Source organism: Amycolatopsis acidiphila, assembly GCF_021391495.1.
GTDB classification, from domain to species: domain Bacteria; phylum Actinomycetota; class Actinomycetes; order Mycobacteriales; family Pseudonocardiaceae; genus Amycolatopsis_E; species Amycolatopsis_E acidiphila.
Map to the genome: position 1 here is coordinate 269,659 of NZ_CP090063.1, position 18,587 is coordinate 288,245.

Here is an 18,587-nt window from a genome sequence, read left to right on the forward strand (position 1 = left end):
AGGTTCCATGAACAAGAGGAAAGGTGAATTGTCCGATTAGGTCATTCTTTCAGGGCTAGTGCCATATACTTCACGTCGAGGTACTCCTCGATGCCCTCGTTCCCGCCTTCGCGGCCGAAACCGGACTGCTTCACCCCGCCGAACGGTGCGGCCGCATTGGACACCAGCCCGGTGTTGATGCCGACCATGCCGGTGGACAGCCGCTCGCCGACCCGGATCGCGCGGTCCAGGTCGCGGGTGAACAGATACGCGACGAGACCGAACTCGGTGTCGTCGGCGAGCCGCACAGCTTCGTCCTCGGTGTCGAAAGTGGTCACCGGCGCGACGGGGCCGAACACCTCTTCGCGCAGGATGCGCGCGTCCGGCGGCACATCGGTGAGCACGGTTGGCGCATAGAAGAAACCGTTGCCGTCCAACGGTTTTCCGCCCGTGGTGGCGCGTGCGCCGCGGGCGAGCGCGTCGTCGACGAGCTCGATCACCTTGTCCCGCTGGTCGGCGCTGATCAACGGGCCGACCTTGACGCCGTCCTCGGTGCCGTGCCCGACCTTCAGCGCGGACATCTCCTCGGTCAGCCGCCGCACGAACTCGTCCGCGATCGACGAGTGCACGTGGAACCGGTTGGCCGCGACACAGGACTCGCCGTTGTTGCGCATCTTGGCCGTGACCGCACCGGTGACGGCGTCGTCGAGCGAAACGTCCTCGAACACCAGGAACGGCGCGTTGCCGCCGAGTTCCATCGACATGCGCTGCAGGTTGGGCGCGCACTGCTCGACGAGCTTGCGCCCGACCTCGGTCGAGCCGGTGAAGGACATCTTGCGGATGCGCGGGTCCTCGAGCGCGGGGCTGACGACGCGGCTCGCCGACGTCGTCGGCAGTACGCTCAGCACGCCGTCGGGCAGCCCGGCCTCCTTGAGCAGCGCGGCGAGGTTCAGCATCGACAACGGGGTCAGCTGTGCGGGCTTCACGATCATGGTGCAGCCCGCGGCGATCGCCGGACCGAGCTTGCGGGTGCCCATGGCCAGCGGGAAGTTCCACGGCGTGATCAGCACGCACGGCCCCACCGGATGCTTGGACACCAGCATCCGGCCGGCCCCGGCGGGGTTGCGGCCGTAGCGGCCGTCGACGCGGACGGCCTCCTCGGAGAACCAGCGGAAGAACTCGGCCGCGTAGGTCACCTCGGCCTTGGACTCCTCGATGCTCTTGCCCATCTCGAGGGTCATCAGGCGAGCTGTGTCCTCGGCGCGGTCGGTCATCAGCTGCCAGGCGCGGCGCAGGATCTCCCCGCGCTCGCGCGGCGCGGTGGCGGCCCACTCGTCCTGCGCGGCGACGGCCGCCTCGATGGCCTCGCGGACGTCGGCGTCCTGCGTGTCGGCGACCTCGCACAGTTGCCGCTCGTTGCCCGGATCCTGCACCCCGAACCGGCTGCCGTCCGCGGCGTCGCGCCACTGGCCTGCCAGGAAGATCTGCTTGGGTACGCGGTCGATCAGCTCGCTCATGTGGGCTGGTTACCCTGGCACCGCGCCGCGTATGCGTCGGGCAGACCATGCATCCGGCACATCCTGGCCGACACAGGAAAAAGAGCCCGGACCCCCGACCTGCCCGGGCTCTTCCTCCATCGGGTCCTGGTTACCCGATGTCCCGTCGCCTGAAACCGGCCAACCCGACAACGAGGGTGACCACCGCGATCCCCGTCAGCCACAGCATCGGGGTCGCGGTGAGCGTCGCGCTCGGAAGTTTCGGGACGTGGGTGAACGGCGAGATGTCCAGCACCGGCTGCGGCAGGTTCAGCACCGGCCCGTACAGCGCGATCGCCAGCGAGAGCGACGCCACCGACCAGCTCGTGGTCGCGTACTTCGGCACCAAACCGAACAGCAGCACCGAAATCCCGGCGACCACCCACACCGCGGGCAGCTGCGCGAGCGTCGCGCCGAGCATCGACGGGACCTGTCCGCTGACATCGCCGATGCGCAGCCCGTGCAGCAGGCCCGCGGCGGTGCCGGCCACGACGAGCAGCAGCGCGCTCCCGAACAGCGAGAACACCAGGTGGCTCGCCGCCCACTGCAGCCGCCGGACGCGTGTCGCCAGCAGGGGTTCGAGCCGGTACGCCGTCTCCTCGCTGCGCATCCGCAGGTTCGCCTGCACGGTGTAGATCGCGGCGATCATCCCGGTGATCCCGGCGATCGCGGCCAGGTAGGCGTCCACCAGCGCCGACGCGCCGCCCATCCGCTCGAACACCTGCCGCACCTCGGTACTGCCGCCCACCACGTCCCCGATCCCCGCGGCGAGCGAGCCGAAGAGTGCGCCCGACAACGCGAAGCCCACCAGCCAGCCGATCAACATCCCCCGCTGCAGCCGCCAGGCCAGTGCGAACGGCGAGCGGAGGCCGGGTGCGGCGACGGCGGGGCCGGGGCGCGAGGGGAAGACGCTCAGCCCGACATCGCGTCGCGTCAACAATCGGTAGGCGAGTCCGCACAACACCACGGTCGCCGCCAGCGGCAGCAGGAGCACCGCCCACCGCTCCCCGGCGAACGGGCGTACCTGCGCCCCCCACCCGAGCGGCGAGAGCCAGGACAGCCAGCTGATGTCCTTCGCCGAGTCGCCGACCCCGCGCAGCAGGAACGCCAGCCCGAGCACCGCGCACGCCAGTCCGTTCGCCGTCCGCGAGTACTCGACGAGCTGCGCCGTGACGGCCGCGACCGCGCTGAACACCCAGCCGGACAACGCGAGCCCCAGTCCGAACGCGATCGAGCCCGTCGCGGGCAGGCCGGCGACGACCAGTGCCACCGTCGAGATCAGGCCGGTCGCCGGCGAGGCCAGCCCGGCCACGAGCAGTGACGCGGTGAGCGCGGTGTACCGGCCGGTCACACCCGAGGACAGCAGCTCCTGGCGCCCGGTCTCCTCCTCCTGCCGGGTGTGCCGGGTGACGGTGAAGATGCAGGCCAGCGCGAGGAACAGGGACAGGAAGGTGAGGTAGCGCCAGGCGGTGAACCCGCCCGCTGTGGACAGGTCGAAGGCCGGTCCGTACAGCAGCGCGACCGAGGGGTTGCCCGTCGCGCCCGCGGTCAGCGAGGCCCGGCCGGCCGCGTCGGGGTACAGCTGGTCGTAGAGCCCGGCGGTGGCGGCCGGGATGATCCCGATGAGCACCACCCAGATCGGCAGGACGAGCCGGTCCCGCCGCAGGGCGAGCCGGACCAGGTGCCAGGTGCCGGCGAACGGCTTCATCGCGCGCTCGCCTCGGCCTTGTAGTGCCGCAGGAACAGCTCCTCCAGCGTCGGCGGCTGGCTGGTGAGGCTGCGCACACCGGCGTCGGTCAGCTGTCGCAGCACCTTGTCCAGCGAGTGCGTCTCGACGTCGAAGCGCACGCGGTTGCCCTCGACCTTCAGGTCGTGCACGTCCGGCAGGGACGACAGGCCGTTGGGATGTCCGGCGAGCTCGGCCGTGATCGAGGTCCGGGTGAGGTGCCGCAGGTCCCCCAGCGTGCCGCTCTCGACGGTGCGCCCGTTGCGGATGATGCTCACCCGGTCGCACAAGGCCTCGACCTCGGCGAGGATGTGGCTCGACAGCAGCACCGTGCGGCCCTGCTCGCGCTCCTCCTGGATCGCGTACTGGAAGGTGGCCTCCATCAGCGGGTCGAGGCCCGAGGTGGGCTCGTCGAGCACCAGCAGGTCCACGTGGGACGCGAGCGCCGCGACGATCGCGACCTTCTGCCGGTTGCCCTTCGAGTAGGTGCGGCCCTTCTTCTTGGGGTCGAGGTCGAAGCGTTCGACGAGCTCCTTGCGCCGGCGCGGGTCGAGGCCACCGCGCAGGCGGCCGAGCAGGTCGATGACCTCACCGCCGGAGAGGTTGGGCCACAGGTTCACGTCGCCCGGCACGTAGGCGAGGCGGCGGTGCAGATCCGCGGCGTCCCGCCACGGGTCGCCGCCGAGGAGGCGGACCTGGCCGGCGTCGGCGTGCAGCAGGCCCAGCAGGACCCGCACGGTGGTCGACTTGCCGGAGCCGTTGGGGCCGAGGAAGCCGTGCACCTCGCCCGTCGCGACCTCCAGATCGAGGCCGTCGAGGGCCTGGGTCGGCCCGAACGCCTTGCGCAGACCGGAGATGGAGATGGCGTTGTCCATGGCTCGGAAGCTACACTCGCTTCACAAATTTGTGAAGTTAGGAAAACGTCAAGATCGCGTGAAGGCTGGGGGAGGATGAGAGAGGATGATCGAATGCCGACCGACCCAGCCGTGCACCTGGACGAGGCCGCGCTGCAGTTCGTCGAGAAGTTCGGGCAGGCGCTGACCGACGCCGGCGTGCCCCGGATGCCGTCCCGGGTGTTCGCCGCCATCCTCGCCAGCCCCGAGGGCAGCCTCACCGCCCGCGACATGACCGAGATCCTGCGCATCAGCCCGGCCGCGGTGTCCGGTGCCGTGCGTTATCTGGGGCAGATCCAGCTGCTGCGACGCCGGCGGCGTCCAGGTGAGCGCCGCGATCATTTCGTGGTCCGCAGCGACTACTGGTACGAGATGGTCAGCACCCAGGACAAGCGCTACCAGGACCTGCTCGGCGCGTTGAGCGACGGGATCGACGCGGTGGGCCCGGACAGCCCGGCGGGCGAGCGGCTGCAGGAGACACACGACTTCTTCGCCTACCTGGCCGAGGAGATGCCCCGGCTGGTGGAACGCTGGCGGGCAAGGCGGATCAGCGAAGAAGGGGCTTGACCAGGCTTTTCGCCAACGCGTCGAGCTCATCCGGTGCCGGCGGCTCGCCCTCGAACGAGATCAGGAACGCCTGCTGGAAGCACGCACCCAGCAGCAATGCCGCCATCGCGTCGACGTCGGTCGCGCGGGGCAGCCGGCCCAGCCGCTGCTCGGCGCGGAGGTATCGGCTCAGCATCCGCTGCGGGTTGCGTGGCCCCACCCCGCGTTCGCGCACCGCGTCCCGGTGCTTCGTCCGCAGGTCGCTGGTCGAGAACAGCGAGGCCGAGATCGGGAAGCTCGCCACGTAGAAGTCCAGCGCGGCCCGGGCGACCTTGACCAGGTTCGCCCGCACGGTGCCCTTGCCAGCGTCCTCGGCGAGCTCCGTCAGCAACGCGCCGAGCGCGGGCAGTTGCTCCGACAGCACGCCGAGGAAGATCTCGGTCTTGTCCGCGAAGTGCTTGTACAGCGTGGCTTCCGAGTAGCCCGCCGCCCGGGCGATCTCCTTGGTCGTGGCGCGCGCGTAACCCTGCTCGCGCATGATCCGGCTCGCCGCCGCCAGGATCTCGTCCCGTGTGCCCAACCTGAGCCCCTTCTCAGCCTCGCTTGACGAGTGGGTGAGTACTTACTCACCATAGCTGGTGAGTGAACACTCACCGCAAGGAGGAGATCATGAAGCTCACGGTTTTCGGCGCGACCGGCGGTACCGGCGTCGAGGTCGTGCGTCAGGCGCTGGACCAGGGACACCAGGTGACCGCGGTGGTCCGCGACCCCGCCCGGCTGGACGTGCCGTCGCACGAGCGGCTCGAAGTCGTGACCGCTAACGTCTTCGAGCCGGCGGAGATCCTGCCCGCGGTCAGCGGGAGCGAGGCGGTCATCTCCGCGCTCGGCCCGCGGGATCGCGGTCCCACCACCATCTGCCGGGTCGGCACGAGCAGCATCATGTCCGCCATGGACACCGCGGGCGTGCGGCGGCTGGTGGTGGTCAGCAACAGCGGGATGCACACCGACTGCGACGGGGTGTTCGTCCGGCGGATCGTCAAGCCGATCCTGATCCGCGTGCTGCGCGAGGGCTACGAGGACATGGGGATCATGGAGGACCGGGTGCTGGCGAGCGGTCTCGCCTGGACCGTCGTCCGCCCGCCGATGCTGACGAACAAGCCGTATACAGGTCGTATAACGAGCAGTGTGGGGGAAACCGTCCGCGGCAGAGTCACGATGTCCCGGGCGAACCTCGCCGACTACCTGCTCCGTGCGGCCGGGGATGACACGGTCATCGGCACGGCCCCGTTCGTCGCGAACGGTTAGGACTCCAGAAGTCCTTTGAGGGTCCGGAGATCTTTCATCACCCAGTCGGCGTCGGCGGTGAACTTCTCGTCGTCCATCCCCGGCTGACGGAACAGCGTGAACAGCACCTCCGTGCCGGTGCCGTTGCGCACGGCGCGCATCGGCACGTACACGTCCTGCCCGTCGGGCAGGTGGACCGTGTGGTCGAGGACGCCGAACTCGTTCGGCTCGGTGTTGGTGACGGTCCCGGAGGTGTCCACTCCGGAGGCCCATTTCGCGGAACTTCCAGGCTCCGTCAGGAATTTGTAGACCTCGGCATACGGCCGTTCGATGCGAACGCTCAGGGTGCGGGAAGGCATAGTCGTCATGTCGTGAAGTCTGCCCGGACGGGCAGCCGTCCGCTTGAACGAATCGGACACCGTTCCACGGCGAGTAGGCAGACGCTGCGCCGAACGGGTGAAAGTTCAAGCGTCCGACCAGGCCGTTCGAAAAAAATTCTGGCCGTGTGTATCTGGAGCAGCCCGCCGTGCGTCATAGGAGCGTTGGTTGAATTGGCCCCCCAGTTGGAGGATGCATGAGCTCCGACCGCTCTTGCGAGGAGGAAATCGCGGCGATCCGCGATTCCCTTGCCACGCTTGGGGATCCGTGGCAAGCAGGGGAGACCTTGCTGAGCAGGCTGGGGGGCGGGTCGCGTGCGGTGCGGCTGGGGGTGCCGGCCCCGAGTGCGGCCGCGGTCGAGGCCAGGGCGGACCTGCCCGGGCTGATGGCCGAGGCCGCACTCGGGACTGCCGGGCAGCAGTGCACGGCGGCGTACGCGCCGACGTGGGAGCTGCCGCGGGCCTTCGACCTGCGGCGGACGTGCGACGGCGACTACACCACGCCCGTCAAGGACCAGGGGGAGCGCGGTTCTTGTACCGCGTTCGGGGTCATCGCCGTGCTGGAGGGGACGGCGGCGTACACCCGGCGGGCGGCGCGGCTGGATCTGGACCTGTCCGAGGCACATCTGTTCTTCGGACAGGCCACCAGCCGCCAGCTCGGTGGGGAGGACGGCACCTGGCCGGACGACCTGCTGGGCGACTGCGTGTCGACCGGGGTCACCTTCGAGGACTACTGGCCCTACACCGACACCGGTGCCGGTTCATTGAACCCGAACTGGCCCAACCGTCTCGTGCACGCGGAGAAGATGGTCGACCTGACCCGGGACCCGGCGGGGATCAAGCACCACATCTACGGGTACGGGCCGGTCACCACCTGCATGGTGGTGTACGAGGACTTCTTCCACTACACCGGCGGCATCTACCGGCACACCACCGAGGAGACCAACGGCGGCCACTGCGTCGCCCTCGTCGGCTGGGACGACGACCAGGGCTGCTGGATCGCGAAGAACTCGTGGGGCACCGGCTGGGGGGAGGGCGGCTACTTCCGGATCGCCTACGGGGAGTCCTACATCGAGGACTATCCGGAGGAGCGGCCGACCACGCTCGGCTGCACGGGCACCACCCTGCGCGCGTGGTTACCCGCGCAACGCGCGCTCGGCCTGTTCGCGTCGGCGCAGGACGCGGGCGGATGGGCGTTTCTGGAGAACCTGGGCTGGACGCGGCTCTCTGGGGGAAGGAGCGGCGCGAACCAGCTCGCGCTGCTCGCCGAGGCACGGGCCGGCGGCTATCCCGTCATCCCGTACGTCGTGAACGAAGAGTTACGAATGGTCCAGACCACATTCTGATCGTGCGAGCAGGGGAGCAGTAACGATGACCACGAGCGAAACCGAGAAGCCGGCCACCGGGCCGGAGGACGACCCAGAACCGACCCACGTCAACGCCCCGACGGGTGCGTGGGATCCGAATACCCCGCCGCCCACTGGCGCGTGGGATCCGAACACTCCGCCGCCGACGGGTGCGTGGGATCCGAATACGCCGCCACCGACTGGCGCGTGGGATCCGAACACTCCGCCGCCGACGGGTGCGTGGGATCCGAATACGCCGCCACCGACTGGCGCGTGGGATCCCAATACGCCGCCGCCCACTGGCGCCTGGGACCCGAACAGTCCGCCGCCGACCGGCGCGTGGGATCCGAACAACCCGCCGCAGCCCCAGCCGCCCGCGCCGCAGCCGCAGCCACCCGCGCTGCGGCCGCAGCCGGGCAACGGGACTGCCCCGCAGGCCACCGGCCTGTGGATCCGCAACCGCGTCATCACGCATCTGCTCTCCTCGAGCGCCTGCCCAGGCGTGTGGGTGTTCGTCGCGGGCCTGGGCTGGAAGCAGCTCGCGGCCGTCGAAACGGGCCGCAGCCCGTTGACCGGTCTCGCGGTGCTGGCCAAGGCCAACGGGCTCACTGTGTCGTTCCACGAGAACGCCTACGGCCTGATCGACCAGTTGCTGGTCTGACCTGAGCTGGTGGTGGCCGGCAGCCGAGGGGGCCGCCGGCCACCACCGTCCGGCGGGCCGCCGAAGTGGACAGACCGGGACGCCGCGCACGCCAGGCCGACGAGGGGAGACGGCAGGCGTGTGGGGGTGCGGCGGAGACGGCGGTGCACGAAGGCGGTCCGGTGGTCGTCGAGGCACTGAGCGGGGGGGACGACCACAGGGTGCGGTGGCCGTGGGGACGGCCACCGGGTGCAGGGGGGTGGCCGGCCGGCGTCCGAGAGCCTCGGCGCCGGTCGGCAGCTACCGCGGCGTGACAAAGTTCCTTACGCCAATCAGGTGACATTTGTATCTGACGGTCGCAAGGCTTCTCTCATACGGCGAAGGCGGGATACTGCGAGCGTCGTTCGAGGAGAGACCACGGAGAGCGGGGCGAATGGGGTGACGGAAGTCCACACCGCCGAGGCGGACCCTCCCTGGGAAGGCCTGCGCGGCCCCGAACTGTTCGAAGCGTGCCTGCACGCGGCTCGGGAAGGGGACAAACGCGGGCTGGACCGGCTGGTCGCCGAGTTGACGCCGCTCGTGTGGAACGTCGCGCGCGGCCACGGGCTGGACAAGCACACCGCCGAGGACGTCGTGCAGACGGTGTGGCTCGCCCTGCTGAGCAACCTCGACCGGCTGCGTGAGCCCAAGGCGCTCGCGGGCTGGCTCGTCACCACCGCCCGCCACGAGTCACAGCGTTCCAGCGGCCGGAAACAACCACCCGTGCCGTTGACCGACGAAATGGCCGAGGCCGTGCCCAGCACGTTGCCCGCACCGGAAGCCGAGGCCCTGCGCACGGAGCGGGACCGCCGGATCTGGGCGGCCTTCGGCAAGCTTCCGCAGCGGTGTCAGGAACTGCTGCGGCTCACGGTGCTCTCCGGACGCGCGGAGTACCGGGTTGTCGCCGAGGCATTGCAGATGCCGCGGGGCAGTATCGGGCCCAACCGAGGCCGCTGCCTGAAGACGATGCGCGAACTGCTGGACATCGAAGGGGGCAGCGCATGAACGAGATCCAGGCGCCGGAGGGCGCCCATCCAGGGGACGAAGCGTTGCTGGCCGATCTCGACCGCCTGCTGGCGGTCTGTGATCCGCCGCCCGCCGGGCTGGTCGAACGGGTTCAGTTCGCACTGGAGCTGGAGGACCTCGACGTGGAGGTCGCGCGCTGGGAGCGGGCCGACCAGCTGGCCGGCGTCCGCAGCAGCGTCGACCAGGGCACGATCACCTTCACGGTGAGCGATCTGACCGTGATGATCAACCTGACGAAGGTCGGCCGCTGCCACCGCATCGACGGCTGGCTGGTGCCCGCCGGTGAGCACGGGGTCGAGGTGCGGGTCGCCGGGCACGGTTCGTCGGCCACGGTCTCCGACGAGGGCGGGCGGTTCGTGCTGGACAGCGTGCCGCGCGGGACCACGCAGATCGTCATCTCGGTCGGGGGTGCGGCCAGCCGGCGCACCGTGGTGACTCCCGCCGTCGTGCTCTGACCTCACCAGCTGTATGCGTTCGGACACAGGTGTGCTCAGATAGTTCGCGTGGCCGGACCTCGCGAACTGAAACGAGTTCTCGCGCGCAGCGGCCAGCTGCACGCGAAGGCCGCCGACGCGTCGGGGAACCTGCACAACGTCGACGCCGTCCGCCTGCTCAACCGCGCTTTGAAGCTCCTGGACTCCTTCGGTCCGTGCGGTGAACCGGACTGGGTGCAGCTGCGGGCGCGCGTGCTCATCAGCCTTGCCATCGCCGAAGCCGAGGTCGGCTCGACGGCCACCGGCCTCGCCCGCCTCGATGACGCCGCAACGCTTCCCCGGCTGCTTCCCGAAAGTTCCGCGCCACACCTGCTCAGTGCGGTCATCGACGCCCAGCGAGCGCTCGTGCTCTGTCGCGTAGGCCGGTTCACCGAAGCACTCGACCTGTTCGACGCGATCATCCCGGTGCTCGGTCGCGACGCCGAGGACAACGCGCTTCCCCTGTCGCGCAACCTGATGAACCGCGCGCTGGTCCACATGAGCCTCAACAAGCCGGACGCCGCGCTTTCCGATCTGCGCCGCTGCATAGATCTGGCCGAGCGACACGGTCTGGTCCGGATCGAGGGAAAGGCGCGGCACAACTTCGGCGACCAGTCCCAGCTCGTCGGCGACATCCCCGAGGCACTGCGGTACTACGAGCAGGCCGCCCGGATCTACGAGGCGGAGATCCCCGGCTGGTTGCCGCGGCTGCGGCTGGACCAGGGGCGCGCGCTGCTGACCGCCGGTCTCGGCGAGGAGGCGGCCCGGCATCTCGACGAAGCCTTGCCGGAGCTGCGGCGCAACCGCGCGATTCAGGACGTCGCCGAGGCGGAGGTCGCCCGCGCCGCCGCCGCGATCCTCGACGGCGACTTCGCGCTTGCCCGGCGGCTGGCCGCCGACGCACGACGCCGGTTTCTCCGGCGCGGCAACGAAAGATGGGCCGAAGTCGCGGCGCTCGCACGGCTGCGCGCGAACGCGAACGAGGCGCTCGAAAATGAGCGACGGCCGCCCGTCCGGCTGTCCGCCGAGCTCGCGGAGCACGCGACCCGGCTGGCGGAGCTGGGCCTGCGCGACGAGGCGGCGGTGGCCCGGCTGCTCGCGGTCCGCCTGCACCTGCGCCGCGGCGCGGTCGACGCGGCCGAGGAGCTGCTCGCCCAGATCCCCAAGCCGCGTCAGACCACCCCTGTCGACCACGTGATGCTGCTGCGCCTGTGCCGCGCGGAGCTGGCGGTGGCGCGGGGAAGTTCGCGTGCGGCGCTCGCCCAGGCACGCGCCGGGTTCGTCGAGCTGAGCCGGGTCCGCGACCGGATGGGCGGGCTGGACCTGGTGTGCGGCACGGCCGTGCACGGGCAGGCGCTCGGGCGGCTGGCGGTCGGGCTTGTCCTCGGCCGCGCACGCGGGAATGCCGGTGCCCGAAGGGTTTTCGCCTGGCAGGAGCGCACCAGGGCGCAGGTGTACCGCTACGAGCCGCTGCCCGAGATCGCCGATCCCGTGCTGGCGCGGCTGATCACCCAGATGCGGCACGTGCAGCGCATCGCGCAGCAGAACCGGCTCGATGGCAAGCCGGTCGGCGGGCTGGAGCAGCGGTACGTGCGGCTGCAGCGCGAGGCGAGCCGGCTCGGCTGGTACACGAGCCAGTGGGGGAAGCCGCGACCGGTGTGTACCCCGGAGCAGGTCGCGGCAGACCTCGGCGAGCGGGCGCTGGTGAGCATCACCGGCCACGGCGACCGGCTCTCGGCCGTGGTCGTGCGCGACGGGCGGTTCCGGCTGGTGGGGCTCGGCGCGTTGGCGGAGACCGTCGAGATCACCAAGCAGCTGCACGCCGACCTGAACGTGCTCGCGCCCGATCACCTGCCCGCGCCGCTGGTCGAAGCGGTGACCCACTCGGCGCAGAAGCGGGCCCGGCTGCTCGACCGGCTGCTGGCGGAGCCGCTGGCCGACGCGATCGGCGACCGCGAGCTGGTGATCGTCCCGTTCGGCCCGCTGTACGCGTTGCCGTGGGCCGCTTTGCCTTCGCTGCGTGGACGTCCGCTGTCGATCGCCCCGTCCGCGACGGCGTGGCGCACCGCGGCCGTGCACGCCGAGCCGGAGCCGGTGGTGCTCGTCGGCGGGCCCGGTGTGCCCGGCGCGATCGGCGAGGTACGGGAGCTACGTTCGGTGTACCCGGGGGCCACGCTGGTCGACGGACCGAACGCGACGAGCCAGGCGGTGCTCGCCGCGCTGGACGGCTCGGGTCTGGCGCACCTGGTCGCACACGGCGCACACGAGCCGGCGAACGCGTTGTTCTCGCGCCTGGATCTGGTCGACGGCCCGCTGTTCGCACACGAGACCGCGCGGCTGCGGCATCCCCCGGAGCGCGTCGTGCTGGCGGCGTGCGAGCTGGCGATGAGCCACATCCGGCCGGGCGAGGAGGCGCTGGGTTTCGCGGGGGCGCTGCTGGCCGGTGGTTCACGTACGGTCGTCGGAGCGGTCGCGCGGGTCGGCGACACCGCGGCCGCCGAGGCGATGACCGATCTGCACCGCCTGCTGGCGAAGGGCACGTCGCCCGCATTGGCCCTGGCGGAAGCCACGGCGGCCGACCCGCTGCGGCGGCCGTTCCTGTGCCTGGGGGCGGGTTAGCCGAGGAAGTCGGGCAACGGCACGGGAGTCAGACCATCCCTTGTGGACTGGTCGACGAACGCGGCGAAGTCCTCCGTGAAGGTCTTGCGGAAGTGCATCAACACGATGTCGCCTGGTTGTAAGCGCTTTCCCTCCTGGAAGTCGACGCGCCCGTCGTTCACGGACGCCGTCCACAGCACGCTCGCGCGCATCCCGCAGTTCGCCGCGGCCTTGAGCGTGTTGTCGTCCCAGTTGCCGAACGGCGGCCGGAACAGCACGGGCCGGACGCCGAGCGCGCGCTGCAGGTCGTCGGCGTCCTCGCAGATCTCCTCCTGCTGGTACGCCAGGGACTTGCCCTTCAGGTCAGGGTGGTTCACGGTGTGGTCGCCGAGCGTCGCGCCCGCCGCGAGCACCTGTTTGAAGTAGTCCTCGTGCCCGCGGACGTAGATTTCGTTGAGGAACAGCACCGGATGCGTGCCCGACTCGCGGATCAGCCGCGGTGCGTCCGGGTCCGGCACCGCGCCGTCGTCGATGGTGAGGAACACGAGCGGCCTGTCGACGGCTATCCGGCGCACCTGCGGGACCTTCCCGTCGACGATCGGCCCGGCCTGCTGCTGGACCTCGCCGGCGGGGTAGGGCGCGTTCAGGTGCAGCGACGGTGGTGTGTAGCTCGGTACGGCGGCCTCGGTCCGCGTGCAGGCGGTCGTCAACGCCACCAGCGCGAGCGCTGCCGCGAAGGCGCGTTTCATCCGGCGTTCCCCTTTCTCGAACCACAAATAAGTCGTGGTGGGGAACGTTGTTGTTGCACTTCCCGGACGTGATCTCAGTCGCGTTCGGCCGCGCGCACCAGTTGTGCGGAGACGAACGTGATCACTCCACGCAGCAGCTGTCGCACGACCGGGCCGCTTCCCGGGATCTTCTCGGTGAACGAACCCCGCCAGCGCAGGTCGGTGCCACCCGCGGCGTTGGGGGTGAAGGTCACCTCGGCGCGGTAGTCGTTCACCGGTGCCGAGCGGGCGAGGGTGTAGACGTGGCGCCGGTCCTGTTCGTACTCGAGGGTCTCCTCGTACACGAGCACGGGGAACAGCCCGACGCGGCGGATCGCGCCGATGCCGCCGACGGGATCGGCCCACCGCTCCCAGCTGGACTGCACGATCAGCGGCTTGGCCCAGTCGGACCAGTGCGCCCCGTCGGTCTCGAGCCGGAAGAGCGTGGCGGGCGAGGCGCTGCTCGTGCGGTTGACCTCGAAGGAGAACGTCTTCGGTGGCATGGCGTGGGTCCTTCCGGTCGGCGATGCTGGGATGGATCTTGCCGCATCATCGACCAGGTGACATCGCGGTGCGCGGGAGGCCGGATCGGTGTTCGATGGCTTCATGGGCATCAACTTCGATGAGATCAAGAAGAAGGCTCAGGACGCGCTGGGCCAGAACGCCGAGAAGATCGAGCAGGGCATCGACAAGGCGAGCGGTTTCGCCAAGTCGAGGCTCGGGCAGCATGCGGACAAGATCGACAACGTGAGCAGCAAGGCGAAGGACTTCCTGCACAAGAACCAGGGCGGCGCGGGTCCCGACACGCCCGGCCCCGGTCCGGCGCAGCAGTAGGTCCCGCGGAACGTCCCCCGCCCCCGGCGGTTTCGGTCGAGGGCGGGGTTTGGTGTGTCCTTTTGCGGTGGCTTTGGGGGCCGGCAGGTCGGCTTCGCGGCTGCCGCTGGCAGGTGCTTTGCGGCTGAGCTGCTGTCGTTCAGGCCACCTCGCGCCGGGCCGTGCTGCCGCCACCGGCCGCGCTGCTTGCGCCGCTCGGCCGCCTCCGCCGCTCGGCCGCGTCTTACCCGAGACGCCGTCCGGCCCCTCGCGCCGCACCGCGCGCTACCGCCGCCCGCCGCACCGCGCGCTACCGCCGCGCCGCGCCGCCGGCCGCGCTGCTCGGCCACCGCCGCCACCCGCCACAACGGCCGCGTCTCGCCCGAGCCGCCGCCCGCCAGCCTCCGCCCGGCTGCCTCGCGCCACACCCCCACCAGCCACACCGCGCGGCCGCCACCACACCCGGCGCCACCGCCGACCACCGCCGCCGCTTGGCCACCTCGCGCTACCGCCGCCCGCCAGCCGCGGCCCGGCCACCTCGCGCCAACACCGCTCGCCGTCACGGCCGCGCCGTGTGCCGCCGCCGTGCCCGTGCGCTGCCGCCGCCCGGCCGCGTCCCGCCCGAGCCGTCGCCCGGCCGCCTCGCGCGCTAACGCCGCCCGCCACTCGGCCACCCAGCCGCACCGGGCGCCGCCGCACCGGGCGCCGCTACCGGCCGCGCCACCTCGCGGCCGCCGCTGGCCGCGCCGTCACACCGCGCGCCGCCGCCGGTCGCCGCCGTCACACCGCGCGCCGCCACCGTCACAGCCGCGCCACACCGCGCGCCACTGGCCGCCGCCACCGCCCGCCGCGCGCCGCCACCGACCGCGCCGCACGTCCGCCGCCGCCACCGACGGCCGTGCGCCGCGACCGCCCCCAGCCGAACCGCCGCTCAGGCCACCTCGCCGATGGCCGTCTCGTCCGTGATGGCGGTGACCCGCCCGCCACGCTCGCCGAGCGCGCGCAACCCGGCGCGCGCTTCCGGCGCCGCCAGGTTCACCCGCACCCCCGCCGGCGTCGCTTCGCGGGCTTGCGCAAACGCTTGCGCCCCCTCGTAACCCGCCTTGATCGTCGCCGCCAGGCCGCCTGTCGACGCCAGCGAGCCGCGCATCGCACCGAGCCGGCCCAGGGCCTCGTCCAGCACCGGCAGCAGCGCCTCCCGGTTGCCCTCGGTCATCGCCCGCACCAGCTCCGGGCGCGTGCCCGCCACCCGCGTCCCGTCCGTGTAAGACCCCGCTGCCAGCGCCATCGGCACCGGGCCGCCCTGCGCGCCGACCGTCGCGAGCACCGCCGCCAGCAGGTGCGGCAGGTGGGAGATCCGCGCGGCCGCTTCGTCGTGCGCGGCCGCGGTCAGCGGGACCACGTGCGCCCCGACGTCGAGCGCCAGCCGCGCCACCTCGGCCCATGCGGCCAGATCGGTGTCGTCCTCGACGCACGCGACCCACGCCGCACCGCCGAACAGTGCCGAGTTGCCCGCACGCCAGCCCGACTCGGCCGTCCCCGCCATCGGGTGCCCGCCGACGAACCTGGTCTCCGGCGCGAACGAGCGTGCGGCCCGCAGCACGGGCGACTTCACGCTCGCCACGTCCGTCAGCAGGCAGCGCGGCGCGCACGCCCCCACCGTGCGCAGCACCTCGTCGACCACCGTCAACGGCACGGCGAGCACGACGAGGGCGTCCTGGTCAGCGGCCCGGCGCAGCGCCGCGTCGACGTCCGTCGAGACGTCGAAACCGTCCGCCGCGGCCGCCTGGGCGTCGGCTTCCGAGGCCGTCGCGCCCCACGCCTCACGCCCGACCGCGGAGGCCGCGCGCAGCAGCGAGCCGCCGATCAACCCCAGTCCGATCACGCATACGTCTCGCACGGGGCGTCATCCTGCCAGTGATTGCTGTGGCGCACGCAACGCGTCCAGCGCGACCGCCGCATACATCGCGACGCCGGACGGGAAAGCGCTTTCGTCATGCAGCACGCGGTTGGAGTGGTTGGCCGCGGCCTCACTCGGGTCGGTGCCCGGCGGGCAGGTGCCGAGGAACGCGAACGCGCCCGGAACCCGCTGCAGCACGTAGGAGAAGTCCTCGCCGCCCATCATCGGCGCGGGCATCGGGACCGACTGCTCCGCACCCAGCACCTCGCGGCCCAGCGCGAGCACCCGGCCGGCCTCCACCGGGTCGTTCGCGGTCACCGGGTAGCCGGGCTCGACGTCGACCTGGACCCGGCAGCCGTGCGCCGCGCCGACCGCCTCGCACACCTTCGGCAGCTCCTCGCGCACCAGCGCCCGGCTGCTCTCCGACAGCGTCCGGAAGGTGCCTTCGAGTTCGGCGGTCTCCGGGATGATGTTCGTCGTCGTGCCGCTCGCGATCCGGGTCACCGACAGCACGGCCGGGTCGAACACGCTGACCCGCCGGGTGATCATCGTCTGCAGCGCGCCGACCATCGCCGCCGCGGCCGGCACCGGGTCGATCGCGTGGTGCGGGGCTGAGCCGTGCCCGCCCTTGCCGATCACGCGCACGAAGAAGTTGTCCGTCGAGGCCATCATCGGCCCGGGCCGGGTCTGCAGCTGGCCGGAGACGATGTTCGCCGACACGTGCAGCCCGAACGCGCGCTCGACCCGCTCGCCCGCCGCGTCCAGCACCCCTTCGTGGATCATGTGCCGCGCCCCGTGGAAGCCCTCCTCACCGGGCTGGAACATGAACACGACCGAGCCGGCGAGCTCCTCCACGTGCGCCGCGAGCAGCCGCGCGGCCGACGCGAGCATCGCCACGTGCGTGTCGTGCCCGCAGGCGTGCATCGTCCCCGGTTCGAGTGAAGCGAACTCGAGGCCGGCGTCCTCCTGCAACGGCAGCGCGTCCATGTCGCCGCGCAGCAGCACCGACGGCCCGGGCCGCGCGCCGCGCAGCACGGCGGTGAGCGCGGTGGTGGACCTGCCGGGCCGCACCTCCAGCGGCAGATCGTCGAGGGCCCGCTGGATCGCCGCCTGGGTGCGCGGCAGGTCGAGGCCGCGTTCGGGATGCCGGTGGATCTCGCGCCGCAGCTCGACGGTGGTCGCCTGCAACGTGCGCGCCTCGGCCAGCAGCCCGGCGAACCGGGCGTCGGGCAACGAGGGCAGCTCGGTGGGTCCGCTCATGTATCGATAGTGGCCCATGGTCCTCCACCGCAGGTATACGGTGTGCGCATGTCGGTGAAGGAGCCGGTCGCGGGGTTCGCCGTGGCTGTCGTCCGGGAGGACGGCAAGTGGCGATGCAGCGCGTTGGACGTGGACGCGCTGACCAACCTGGACGCGGCGATCACGGCACTGGGGAAGCTGCGCTCGACGGGGGCGGTCTTCGCGCTGCTCGCCGTCGACGACGAGTTCTTCGTGATCGTCCGGCCGAGCCCGCGTGGCCCGTCGCTGCTGTTGTCGGACGCGGCGGCGGCGCTGGACTACGACATCGCCGCGGACGTGCTCGACGTACTGCGGGTCGAGGCGCCGGACGAGGACGACGACTCGATCTGGCCCGAGGGCGACCTGGAGATCCTCGCGGACGTCGGCCTGCCCGCGCCCGAGCTCGAGGTCATCGCTGGCGAGGTCGACCTGTACCCGGACGAGCAGCTCCAGATGATCGCGCAGCGTTGCGGGTTCGGCGACGAGTTCGCCGCGCTGCTCGACGAGATCTGATGGACCACGCGGCTCTGGTGCGGGCCGCGCTCGCCGCCGCCCGCGAGTCCGGGCCGGACGTGCCCATCGGTGCGGCGGTCTTCGGCCCCGACGGGGTTTTGCTGGCGTCCGCCCACAACGCCCGCGAGGAGCTCGGCGACCCCACGGCCCACGCAGAAGTGCTCGCGCTGCGCGAAGCGGCCCGCGTGCACGGCGACGGGTGGCGGCTCGAAGGCTGCACGCTCGCGGTGACCGTCGAGCCGTGCACGATGTGCGCCGGCGCGCTCGTCCTCGCGCGGGTGGCACGGGTGGTGTTCGGGGCGTGGGAGCCGCGGACGGGTGCGGTCGGCTCGCTGTGGGACGTGGTGCGGGACCGGCGGCTCAACCACCGGCCCGAGGTCATCGGTGGAGTGCTCGAGGACGAGTGCGCCGCCCTGCTCGAAGCCTTCTTCACGGATCACCGGGAAGTGTGACGACGCAGTCCCCGGGGTAACCGACAGCAGGTCGGAAGGAGGACTCATGAGTGTGTTCAAACGTGCGCAGAGTAGGTCGCAGCAGCTGGTCGGCACGGCGAAGGAGCGAATCGGTCTGAACACCGGCAACCGCAGGCTCGCCGCGTCGGGGCGGCGGGACCGGATGGTCGGCAGTGTCCGGGAGACCACGAACGAGGTCCGCGACTGGCCCGGCGCCGGTTCGGCACCCGCTCGACGCGCCCTCGGTGAAGCTCGCGGACGCGGTGCAGTACCCTAGTCGGCGGTAGCGTGTCCGAGCGGCCGAAGGAGCACGACTCGAAATCGTGTGACGGTTGATCCCGTCCGTGGGTTCAAATCCCACCGCTACCGCCACGAACGCCGGTTTCCCGCCAAGGGGAGCCG

General features: G+C 71.4%; 20 protein-coding genes and 1 tRNA gene. 12 read left to right on the top strand and 9 right to left on the bottom strand.

The annotated features are described in order from the left end of the window. Window positions 1-41: 41 nt before the first annotated feature. The 3 genes from LWP59_RS01380 to LWP59_RS01390 form a co-directional block, all read right to left on the bottom strand. Window positions 42-1,496 carry an NAD-dependent succinate-semialdehyde dehydrogenase gene (locus LWP59_RS01380; protein WP_144632774.1) on the bottom strand — a complete coding sequence of 485 codons (1,455 nt, stop codon included), beginning with the start codon at window positions 1,494-1,496 and terminating at the stop codon, window positions 42-44. Between the two features lie 130 nt (window positions 1,497-1,626). Next, window positions 1,627-3,222, bottom strand: a complete 1,596-nt coding sequence (locus LWP59_RS01385) for an ABC transporter permease (RefSeq protein WP_144632777.1) — start codon at window positions 3,220-3,222, stop codon at window positions 1,627-1,629. Further along, a complete protein-coding gene (locus LWP59_RS01390) occupies window positions 3,219-4,115 on the bottom strand; it encodes an ABC transporter ATP-binding protein (RefSeq protein WP_144632780.1) in 897 nt (298 codons plus the stop codon). The genes LWP59_RS01385 and LWP59_RS01390 overlap by 4 nt, the downstream gene beginning before the upstream one ends. A gap of 93 nt (window positions 4,116-4,208) precedes the next feature. Here LWP59_RS01390 and LWP59_RS01395 point away from each other — a divergent pair, with 93 nt between their 5' ends. Continuing rightward, the gene (locus LWP59_RS01395; protein ID WP_144632783.1) at window positions 4,209-4,700 is read left to right on the top strand and encodes a GbsR/MarR family transcriptional regulator; all 492 of its coding nucleotides are present in this window, start codon (window positions 4,209-4,211) and stop codon (window positions 4,698-4,700) included. On the opposite strand, the gene LWP59_RS01400 is transcribed toward LWP59_RS01395, so the two are convergent. Continuing rightward, on the bottom strand, window positions 4,681-5,259 hold the full coding sequence (locus tag LWP59_RS01400; protein ID WP_144632786.1) for a TetR/AcrR family transcriptional regulator: 579 nt from the start codon (window positions 5,257-5,259) through the stop codon (window positions 4,681-4,683). The two genes, LWP59_RS01395 and LWP59_RS01400, sit on opposite strands and share 20 nt — an antisense overlap. Window positions 5,260-5,348: 89 nt before the next feature. Between LWP59_RS01400 and LWP59_RS01405 the strand changes: the two genes are divergently transcribed. Next, the gene (locus LWP59_RS01405; RefSeq protein WP_144632789.1) at window positions 5,349-5,984 is read left to right on the top strand and encodes an NAD(P)-dependent oxidoreductase; all 636 of its coding nucleotides are present in this window, start codon (window positions 5,349-5,351) and stop codon (window positions 5,982-5,984) included. Here LWP59_RS01405 and LWP59_RS01410 read toward each other — a convergent pair. Then, on the bottom strand, window positions 5,981-6,331 hold the full coding sequence (locus tag LWP59_RS01410; RefSeq protein WP_144632792.1) for an SRPBCC family protein: 351 nt from the start codon (window positions 6,329-6,331) through the stop codon (window positions 5,981-5,983). The two genes, LWP59_RS01405 and LWP59_RS01410, sit on opposite strands and share 4 nt — an antisense overlap. Before the next feature lie 206 nt (window positions 6,332-6,537). On the opposite strand from LWP59_RS01410, the gene LWP59_RS01415 reads away from it, so the two are divergent. From LWP59_RS01415 to LWP59_RS01435, 5 genes are all read left to right on the top strand, one after another. Next, entirely contained in the window at window positions 6,538-7,686 is a 1,149-nt protein-coding gene (locus LWP59_RS01415) for a C1 family peptidase (protein WP_144632795.1), read from the top strand. Between the two features lie 25 nt (window positions 7,687-7,711). Then, window positions 7,712-8,347 (top strand): hypothetical protein, encoded by a 636-nt coding sequence (locus LWP59_RS01420; protein ID WP_144632798.1) that lies wholly within the window; start codon window positions 7,712-7,714, stop codon window positions 8,345-8,347. Between the two features lie 417 nt (window positions 8,348-8,764). Then, the gene (locus LWP59_RS01425) at window positions 8,765-9,370 is read left to right on the top strand and encodes an RNA polymerase sigma factor (protein WP_144632800.1); all 606 of its coding nucleotides are present in this window, start codon (window positions 8,765-8,767) and stop codon (window positions 9,368-9,370) included. Then, window positions 9,367-9,846, top strand: a complete 480-nt coding sequence (locus LWP59_RS01430; RefSeq protein ID WP_144632803.1) for a carboxypeptidase regulatory-like domain-containing protein — start codon at window positions 9,367-9,369, stop codon at window positions 9,844-9,846. The genes LWP59_RS01425 and LWP59_RS01430 overlap by 4 nt, the downstream gene beginning before the upstream one ends. A gap of 48 nt (window positions 9,847-9,894) precedes the next feature. After that, a complete protein-coding gene (locus LWP59_RS01435; protein WP_144632806.1) occupies window positions 9,895-12,483 on the top strand; it encodes a CHAT domain-containing protein in 2,589 nt (862 codons plus the stop codon). On the opposite strand, the gene LWP59_RS01440 is transcribed toward LWP59_RS01435, so the two are convergent. Both LWP59_RS01440 and LWP59_RS01445 read right to left on the bottom strand, forming a co-directional pair. Beyond that, on the bottom strand, window positions 12,480-13,211 hold the full coding sequence (locus LWP59_RS01440; RefSeq protein WP_144632809.1) for a polysaccharide deacetylase family protein: 732 nt from the start codon (window positions 13,209-13,211) through the stop codon (window positions 12,480-12,482). The genes LWP59_RS01435 and LWP59_RS01440 overlap by 4 nt on opposite strands. Before the next feature lie 74 nt (window positions 13,212-13,285). Next, window positions 13,286-13,732: an SRPBCC family protein gene (locus tag LWP59_RS01445; protein WP_144632812.1), complete on the bottom strand. Its 447-nt coding sequence runs from the start codon at window positions 13,730-13,732 to the stop codon at window positions 13,286-13,288. Between the two features lie 103 nt (window positions 13,733-13,835). Between LWP59_RS01445 and LWP59_RS01450 the strand changes: the two genes are divergently transcribed. Next, window positions 13,836-14,063 carry an antitoxin gene (locus LWP59_RS01450; protein ID WP_144632815.1) on the top strand — a complete coding sequence of 76 codons (228 nt, stop codon included), beginning with the start codon at window positions 13,836-13,838 and terminating at the stop codon, window positions 14,061-14,063. Window positions 14,064-14,973: 910 nt separating this feature from the next. Here LWP59_RS01450 and LWP59_RS01455 read toward each other — a convergent pair. Further along, window positions 14,974-15,927, bottom strand: coding sequence for a prephenate dehydrogenase (locus LWP59_RS01455; protein WP_144633051.1), 954 nt, complete (start codon window positions 15,925-15,927; stop codon window positions 14,974-14,976). Window positions 15,928-15,948: 21 nt separating this feature from the next. Next, a complete protein-coding gene (locus LWP59_RS01460) occupies window positions 15,949-17,202 on the bottom strand; it encodes a M20 metallopeptidase family protein (protein WP_144632819.1) in 1,254 nt (417 codons plus the stop codon). Window positions 17,203-17,250: 48 nt separating this feature from the next. On the opposite strand from LWP59_RS01460, the gene LWP59_RS01465 reads away from it, so the two are divergent. The 4 genes from LWP59_RS01465 to LWP59_RS01480 all read left to right on the top strand — a co-directional run bounded on the left by LWP59_RS01465 (window position 17,251) and on the right by LWP59_RS01480 (window position 18,557). After that, on the top strand, window positions 17,251-17,733 hold the full coding sequence (locus LWP59_RS01465) for a tRNA adenosine deaminase-associated protein (RefSeq protein WP_144632822.1): 483 nt from the start codon (window positions 17,251-17,253) through the stop codon (window positions 17,731-17,733). After that, the gene (locus LWP59_RS01470) at window positions 17,733-18,185 is read left to right on the top strand and encodes a nucleoside deaminase (RefSeq protein WP_144632825.1); all 453 of its coding nucleotides are present in this window, start codon (window positions 17,733-17,735) and stop codon (window positions 18,183-18,185) included. Before LWP59_RS01465 ends, LWP59_RS01470 begins: the two co-directional genes overlap by 1 nt. Before the next feature lie 46 nt (window positions 18,186-18,231). Beyond that, on the top strand, window positions 18,232-18,462 hold the full coding sequence (locus tag LWP59_RS01475; RefSeq protein ID WP_186383012.1) for a CsbD family protein: 231 nt from the start codon (window positions 18,232-18,234) through the stop codon (window positions 18,460-18,462). A 5-nt stretch (window positions 18,463-18,467) separates the two neighbouring features. Continuing rightward, a tRNA-Ser gene (locus LWP59_RS01480) sits at window positions 18,468-18,557 on the top strand. Window positions 18,558-18,587 lie beyond the last annotated feature (30 nt).

Bases quoted from the DNA above. Each gene is read 5' to 3' on its own strand.
- LWP59_RS01380 (WP_144632774.1), bottom strand. From the start codon at position 1,496: ATGAGCGAGCTGATCGACCGCGTACCCAAGCAGATCTTCCTGGCAGGC.
- LWP59_RS01385 (WP_144632777.1), bottom strand. From the start codon at position 3,222: ATGAAGCCGTTCGCCGGCACCTGGCACCTGGTCCGGCTCGCCCTGCGG.
- LWP59_RS01390 (WP_144632780.1), bottom strand. From the start codon at position 4,115: ATGGACAACGCCATCTCCATCTCCGGTCTGCGCAAGGCGTTCGGGCCG.
- LWP59_RS01395 (WP_144632783.1), top strand. From the start codon at position 4,209: ATGCCGACCGACCCAGCCGTGCACCTGGACGAGGCCGCGCTGCAGTTC.
- LWP59_RS01405 (WP_144632789.1), top strand. From the start codon at position 5,349: ATGAAGCTCACGGTTTTCGGCGCGACCGGCGGTACCGGCGTCGAGGTC.
- LWP59_RS01410 (WP_144632792.1), bottom strand. From the start codon at position 6,331: ATGACGACTATGCCTTCCCGCACCCTGAGCGTTCGCATCGAACGGCCG.
- LWP59_RS01415 (WP_144632795.1), top strand. From the start codon at position 6,538: ATGAGCTCCGACCGCTCTTGCGAGGAGGAAATCGCGGCGATCCGCGAT.
- LWP59_RS01420 (WP_144632798.1), top strand. From the start codon at position 7,712: ATGACCACGAGCGAAACCGAGAAGCCGGCCACCGGGCCGGAGGACGAC.
- LWP59_RS01430 (WP_144632803.1), top strand. From the start codon at position 9,367: ATGAACGAGATCCAGGCGCCGGAGGGCGCCCATCCAGGGGACGAAGCG.
- LWP59_RS01440 (WP_144632809.1), bottom strand. From the start codon at position 13,211: ATGAAACGCGCCTTCGCGGCAGCGCTCGCGCTGGTGGCGTTGACGACC.
- LWP59_RS01445 (WP_144632812.1), bottom strand. From the start codon at position 13,732: ATGCCACCGAAGACGTTCTCCTTCGAGGTCAACCGCACGAGCAGCGCC.
- LWP59_RS01450 (WP_144632815.1), top strand. From the start codon at position 13,836: ATGGGCATCAACTTCGATGAGATCAAGAAGAAGGCTCAGGACGCGCTG.
- LWP59_RS01460 (WP_144632819.1), bottom strand. From the start codon at position 17,202: ATGAGCGGACCCACCGAGCTGCCCTCGTTGCCCGACGCCCGGTTCGCC.
- LWP59_RS01465 (WP_144632822.1), top strand. From the start codon at position 17,251: ATGTCGGTGAAGGAGCCGGTCGCGGGGTTCGCCGTGGCTGTCGTCCGG.
- LWP59_RS01470 (WP_144632825.1), top strand. From the start codon at position 17,733: ATGGACCACGCGGCTCTGGTGCGGGCCGCGCTCGCCGCCGCCCGCGAG.
- LWP59_RS01475 (WP_186383012.1), top strand. From the start codon at position 18,232: ATGAGTGTGTTCAAACGTGCGCAGAGTAGGTCGCAGCAGCTGGTCGGC.